This is a genomic window from Armatimonadota bacterium, assembly GCA_035527535.1.
Lineage (GTDB): Bacteria > Armatimonadota > Hebobacteria.
Map to the genome: position 1 here is coordinate 1 of DATLAK010000145.1, position 5,137 is coordinate 5,137.

At 64.6% G+C, this 5,137-nt stretch carries 5 protein-coding genes; 2 read left to right on the forward strand and 3 right to left on the reverse strand.

Translation table 11 applies throughout. From position 1 onward, the window contains the following. The first annotated feature begins 310 nt into the window (after window positions 1–310). Window positions 311–1,087, forward strand: coding sequence for a hypothetical protein (locus VM221_10175; protein ID HUT75182.1), 777 nt, complete (start codon window positions 311–313; stop codon window positions 1,085–1,087). After that, window positions 1,077–2,357 (forward strand): TIM barrel protein, encoded by a 1,281-nt coding sequence (locus tag VM221_10180; protein HUT75183.1) that lies wholly within the window; start codon window positions 1,077–1,079, stop codon window positions 2,355–2,357. The genes VM221_10175 and VM221_10180 overlap by 11 nt, the downstream gene beginning before the upstream one ends. Here VM221_10180 and VM221_10185 read toward each other — a convergent pair. The 3 genes from VM221_10185 to VM221_10195 all read right to left on the reverse strand — a co-directional run bounded on the left by VM221_10185 (window position 2,354) and on the right by VM221_10195 (window position 4,913). After that, complete coding sequence (locus tag VM221_10185; GenBank protein ID HUT75184.1) at window positions 2,354–2,479, reverse strand: hypothetical protein; 126 nt, start codon at window positions 2,477–2,479, stop codon at window positions 2,354–2,356. The genes VM221_10180 and VM221_10185 overlap by 4 nt on opposite strands. Before the next feature lie 164 nt (window positions 2,480–2,643). Further along, on the reverse strand, window positions 2,644–4,089 hold the full coding sequence (locus VM221_10190; GenBank protein HUT75185.1) for an FG-GAP-like repeat-containing protein: 1,446 nt from the start codon (window positions 4,087–4,089) through the stop codon (window positions 2,644–2,646). 236 nt (window positions 4,090–4,325) lie between these two features. Next, on the reverse strand, window positions 4,326–4,913 hold the full coding sequence (locus VM221_10195; GenBank protein ID HUT75186.1) for a hypothetical protein: 588 nt from the start codon (window positions 4,911–4,913) through the stop codon (window positions 4,326–4,328). Window positions 4,914–5,137 lie beyond the last annotated feature (224 nt).

Below are 5,137 nucleotides of genomic sequence, written 5' to 3' on the forward strand. Positions count from 1 at the left end.
GATGCGTGCATGGGTGAGCTTGCGCGCCCTCGCCGTGCCTGCGGACACCAACCGGCACAACTGCTGGCGCTGCTGCCGCGCTAACTGTACGACATACTCCTTCTTCACTACCGGTCTCCTTGAGCCCCCGCGCGACCCATCTCGCCGACCAAGGATACCGGGTTTGTCATTATCTGTCAAAACATGATTGACGGAGCACTAGGTAACCGTCGGCATGCGACGGGCTTGATGGACACAGTGCGGAAATCGTATACTACTCGTCGAAATCCAGAGGGAAAACGGTCGGCGAAGCTGTAGGTAGGGACGAAGAGTGACGTTTCTTGATGCTGCAAGGCTGGTATGGGAAAAGCGGGTGAGATCAAAATGCCTGTACCGGGGGATGCGCCTCGAAGATCTCTCCGATCCGTTGGATCCCGCGGCTGACCCATTCCAGCCGATACGACCGAAGTTGTCCACCCTCATCGCGGTGTTACGGCAGCAGGTGGCTCGCGGATTTCGCTTTACGGTCTACGAGGACTACAGCAGCCTGTCCTTTGATCTGAAGGACATTCTCAATTGGTCGAAGCGCGATCTAGATGATCCGGGCATTGATTTTACCTCAAGTCATCACAGTGCAACGGGATATGCGCACAACTACCATGGGAGCCAGCTCAAACAGAATCTCAAATACATCACCGATCATCTCCCGGCATTCAGGAAGGATCCTGTTCTGGCGGCAGGAATGACGGCGGAGGATTGGAGGATCGTTGACGAAGTCAACAAATGGATCTCAGGCAGCGGAACCCCATGCATCAAGATCGTCATATGGGTACGCCGTCCTTGCCCTGCATTTGAGGTGCAGGGCGGGTGCCTGCCAGTGGGATCGTTTGATTACTTCATCAGGAGGGTTATGGCCGTGATCGAGCGCAATGGACTTTCGTTGACTCAAGCCGCGATTGAGATGGTAGTGCCGCCGGAGAGTCGCGAGTTCTATGTTAGAGCGCAGCGTCCTATCCTCCGTGCAGAGATAGAGAAGATCGAAGAGGTTCGCTCGCGTAGCTGGCGACAGGATGAATCGGAGCGCGAGTGGGAAGACTATGAACGCTGACGCGGCTTCCGTCCTTTTCGTTTGCACCGGCAATGCCGGGCGCAGCCAGATGGCGCAGGCCATGCTGCGCCGGCTTGCCGGCGAGGGGGCCGTGGTGGAGTCGGCCGGGGTCCGGCCTTGGAACGCCCTCCATCCCATGGCGATCCGCGTCATGGCGGAGCGTGGAATCACCCTGGACGGGCATTCCCCGAAGCCGGTCTCAGCGGTCGCCGGGCGGCGGTTCGACTTCGTGGTCACGATCGGCAACCCGGCGCGAGCTCAGGTGCCCGGCGGCCTCTGCTCGTGCGCTTACTGGACGCACTGGGATATCGCCGATCCCGCCGACGCCGACGGCACCGAGGAGTCGAGATCGGCGTTTCACGCGGCCGCTGCGGCCATCGAGCGGCGCCTTCCGCAACTGCTGGCGCAGACGCGCCAACTGCCGCGTCCCGGCAGATTCTCGGGCGAGCCCGGCATCAACACCTCGATCTTCGGCCCCGGCGCCTTCAAGCCGACTGGTCATCTGCCCCTGGTGGCGCAAGCCGGCTTCAGCGCCATCGAGCTGTCCCTCGAAGGCGGGCGCGACCAGTGCGACTCCTTTCTCCCTTCGAACGTGCGCGAGCTGCGAGCGGTCGCGGATGACCTGGGCCTCCTGGTCTGGAGCCTCCACGCTCCGCCGGAGACGGGCAGCGTGGCAGCGACGGACCCCAAGGAGCAACAGCGCCAGGCGGACTGCTTGCGTGACTGTTGCCACCTGGCGGAGGAACTCGGCGCGAAGGCCATCGTCTCTCACGCATTGGTCTCCGCGCCGCAGAGGGAGGAGCCGTCGCTGATGCGCGACTTGATGCTGCGGTTCCTGGCGAGCCTCGAGGCGGAGATGGACGCCAGCCCGGTTACCCTGGCGTTCGAGAACGGCCTCGGCTTGGCCTCGCAGACGCCGACCGTCAGGATGCTTGAATGGCTCGAGGGGACTTCGCGGCCCGCTTACGGAATCGCCTGGGACACTGGACACTCCAACATCGCCGGCGACTTCGCGGACATCGGCGCGCATGCCGGCGACCGCCTGGTCACCGTACACTTGAATGATAACGACGGCGCGACCGACACACATGCTTGCCCAGGTCAGGGCACCGCTGACTGGCCGGCCATCATCCGGCTCCTCGGGCAGGCGGGCTATGGCGGGGTGTGGATGTACGAGATACTCGGTGCCGGGGCGGAGCCGCGCGAATTGCTGAGCCGGATAGCCACAGCTCATCGCCGGCTGGCGGCGGAGCGGCTCCGCCGCCCTTAGCTCTGTCGGCCCTCGATGGCCCACAGGAGAACGCCGGCGGCGCGCTCGACCAGGCGCCGGTCGGATGGCGACAGTTGCGCGGCTACGGTCTCTATGGTCTGTGTGGACTCGGACGCGGACATTTGGCCGCCCGCCTGAGGCTTCTACGCCTCTGGCGCACCGGCAGCCCCACCCGAGGGCGGGCCAACCGGCCGGCGTCATTGCACGGGCTGTCATGATTCTAGCAAATCGCGGGCCGGTTGACCAGACGCGGCGGCCTTGCGCCGTGCCGCACCAACCGGCGCGGCTATGGCGAGTAGTAGTTCCAATTTGCTTTGCTGCGGCGATAGTGCTGCTGCGTCCAGTAGCGGAGGCGGGGCGGGGACGGGTTCGACTGGTCATTCCAATAGACCCGGATGTCGTTTCCGCTGACCACGATTATCTCTTCCCGCGCGTCGCCAGCGACGTCGGCCACCATGATGCGCGATGCCTTCTCGGTCCACCGGCGCAAGAAGTCGCCGGTCATCGGATTGAAGATGCACACGTCGCCTGCGGTGTGGCGCTCCTTGGCCGCGCAGTAGCGGGGGCCCGACCCGTCCCAGTCAATGACCGCTATCTCCTCCACGCCGGCGTCGGTCCATCCCGGCGGGGCTTTGTCGGCCATCTTCCACCGCGCGATGGTGTCGCCGCCCGCGTCGAGCACCCACGGGGTCTGGTTGACGTTATGGCGCGAACGACACCAAATCTCGAGGCCGGGGCGAGTCGGGTCGAAGTCGCCAACCGCCGCGTTCTGCGGCTCCTGGCGGCCCGGCCCCGGCCGGTGCCAGAGCATACCTCGTTCGAGGTTGACGACGGCGACGTAATTGCGCCCCTCCTCCAGCAGCACCACCTCCAGCCCCGCCGCGTCCGGGCGCATGTCGTAAATGAACAGCGAGTCGATGTGGAACGACGCGCCGCCGGCAATGTCCTTGCTGATCGGTGGGTACCGCCAGGCGGGCGAGGTGCCGTCCGATCGCACGATGGTGAAGCCGATGATCTCGTCACGGCCGTCGCCATCCAGGTCGGCGGCCCGCGCCGGGCCGTGAGCCAGTGCGCCGAAATCGTCCCTGCGCCACAGCGGCTCGCCCTCCAGCCGATCCATGCGCATGGCCTGCAGGTAGTGACCCACGCGATAGCCTGTCGGGTTGGTCGCCTGCAGCACAATGTCGCGGTCGCCCTGCCCGCGCAGGTTGCACAGGATGAACGATTCCCAGCGCTCCACTTCCCCGAATACGGGCGGCCGCGCCGACTTCTTCGTCTTTCCCGCACGCCCATCCATAACCTGAACCGTGCCGTCCTCGAGCAGGAAGACCACCTCCACACGACCGTCGCCGTCCACATCCGCCGCCTGCACACCGGGGTGGTGTATCCCCGGCAGCCCGTGGCGCTCGCTCGAACTGCTGAGCCGGACAGGGACCTCCAGCACCCACATCTTCCTCCCCCGGTTGTCGTACGCGCCGACGGTGCCGGGGGTGGTGTAGAGGAAGTCCATCCGGCCGTCCCCGTTGAGATCGGCGACGGTGATCCCGCCTCTCGCCTCGTCGTCGTCGGCCGGCGGCTGCGCGGTGTGGATGACGAACGGGTTGGCGCCGTACTCGGGCCAATCGCGAGCCGCCTGCATTTCGCTCCCCTCCGTCGCCGCGACGAGCGCGCAGCCGACCACGCCAGCCGCCAGCGCCGCCCCCGCGCACCATGACCGCCATGAGCCTGTCACAGCCCACCTCCGTTCTCGCTTATCCGTTCCGCAAGCCGCATGACATTCCTGCCAAGGCGACCTGCGACCGCAAGCCGGGGGCATCGTGCAATTCGGCTTGAGCACTGTGACTTCTGGGTGCGCTTCTTGCTTCATCGCGGCGAGGGCAAACGACCCTTGTGGGAGCTTGGCAAATTCCCTGCGAGACATTCCGTGGCTCGCGGATATATGATTCTCGCGGAGCGGCTCCGCCGCCCTTAGCTCTGCCGGCCCTCGATGGCGCACAGTAGAACGCCGGCGGCGAGGCCCAATCGCCGGTCCAACACGCGACTGCGGTCCACCGAGAAGTCCACCGTCAGCTTGGTCACAAGCGGGTTCAAGTTCCGCCTGAAGATGCAGACCTGGGTGGGCCCGATCTCGGCGTAATAGGTCTGCGGGATCAAGCTGCCGGCGAACCGCCGCAGCAAGGCGAGCAGAACGCTGTCCTCACTGATGACGCCGATTCTACGGTCCTCCGCGTCCATGATGACCCACTCGTCCTTGACCATGGACTTGAACCCTCTCCTCTCCAGGACGCCGATCTTCCGGCCGGTCGCGGCATCCGTCACATCGTAGGTTCCCAGGAAGTCAATGCGGTCCCGCCCCTGGATGAGCAGAACCTCGGTCTGCCTGTCCTCGGCGGTGTAGAGGCGGATGTCAGCATTCTGAAATCCCCGCAACGTCCCCATGTAGGCATAAAGGACAAGCTGCCCTTGCGGGTCGTAGATACCATACGCATGGGCGAAGAGCTTGCGGAGATCACCGCATATGAGGTATGTGGGCTGATCGAAGCGGTCGGTGGTCATGGGGCCTCCTGTCGGCGACACGATAGACAGCCACTCAACTTCCAGCCCTGGTGCGCGTTAGCGGGAATCCATGTGGGCGCGCGCTAGCCTATACTCCGGCCATTTCTTGAAGCAACGGATGGCGCAAGCGTGCGAGCACGTCTGTTTTTCGACGAAGGGCGTTTTTGCCCATGAGCGAGAAAATCCAGGCGAGCAGCGCCGCCGCTTGCAGCGCGCGGCGCATT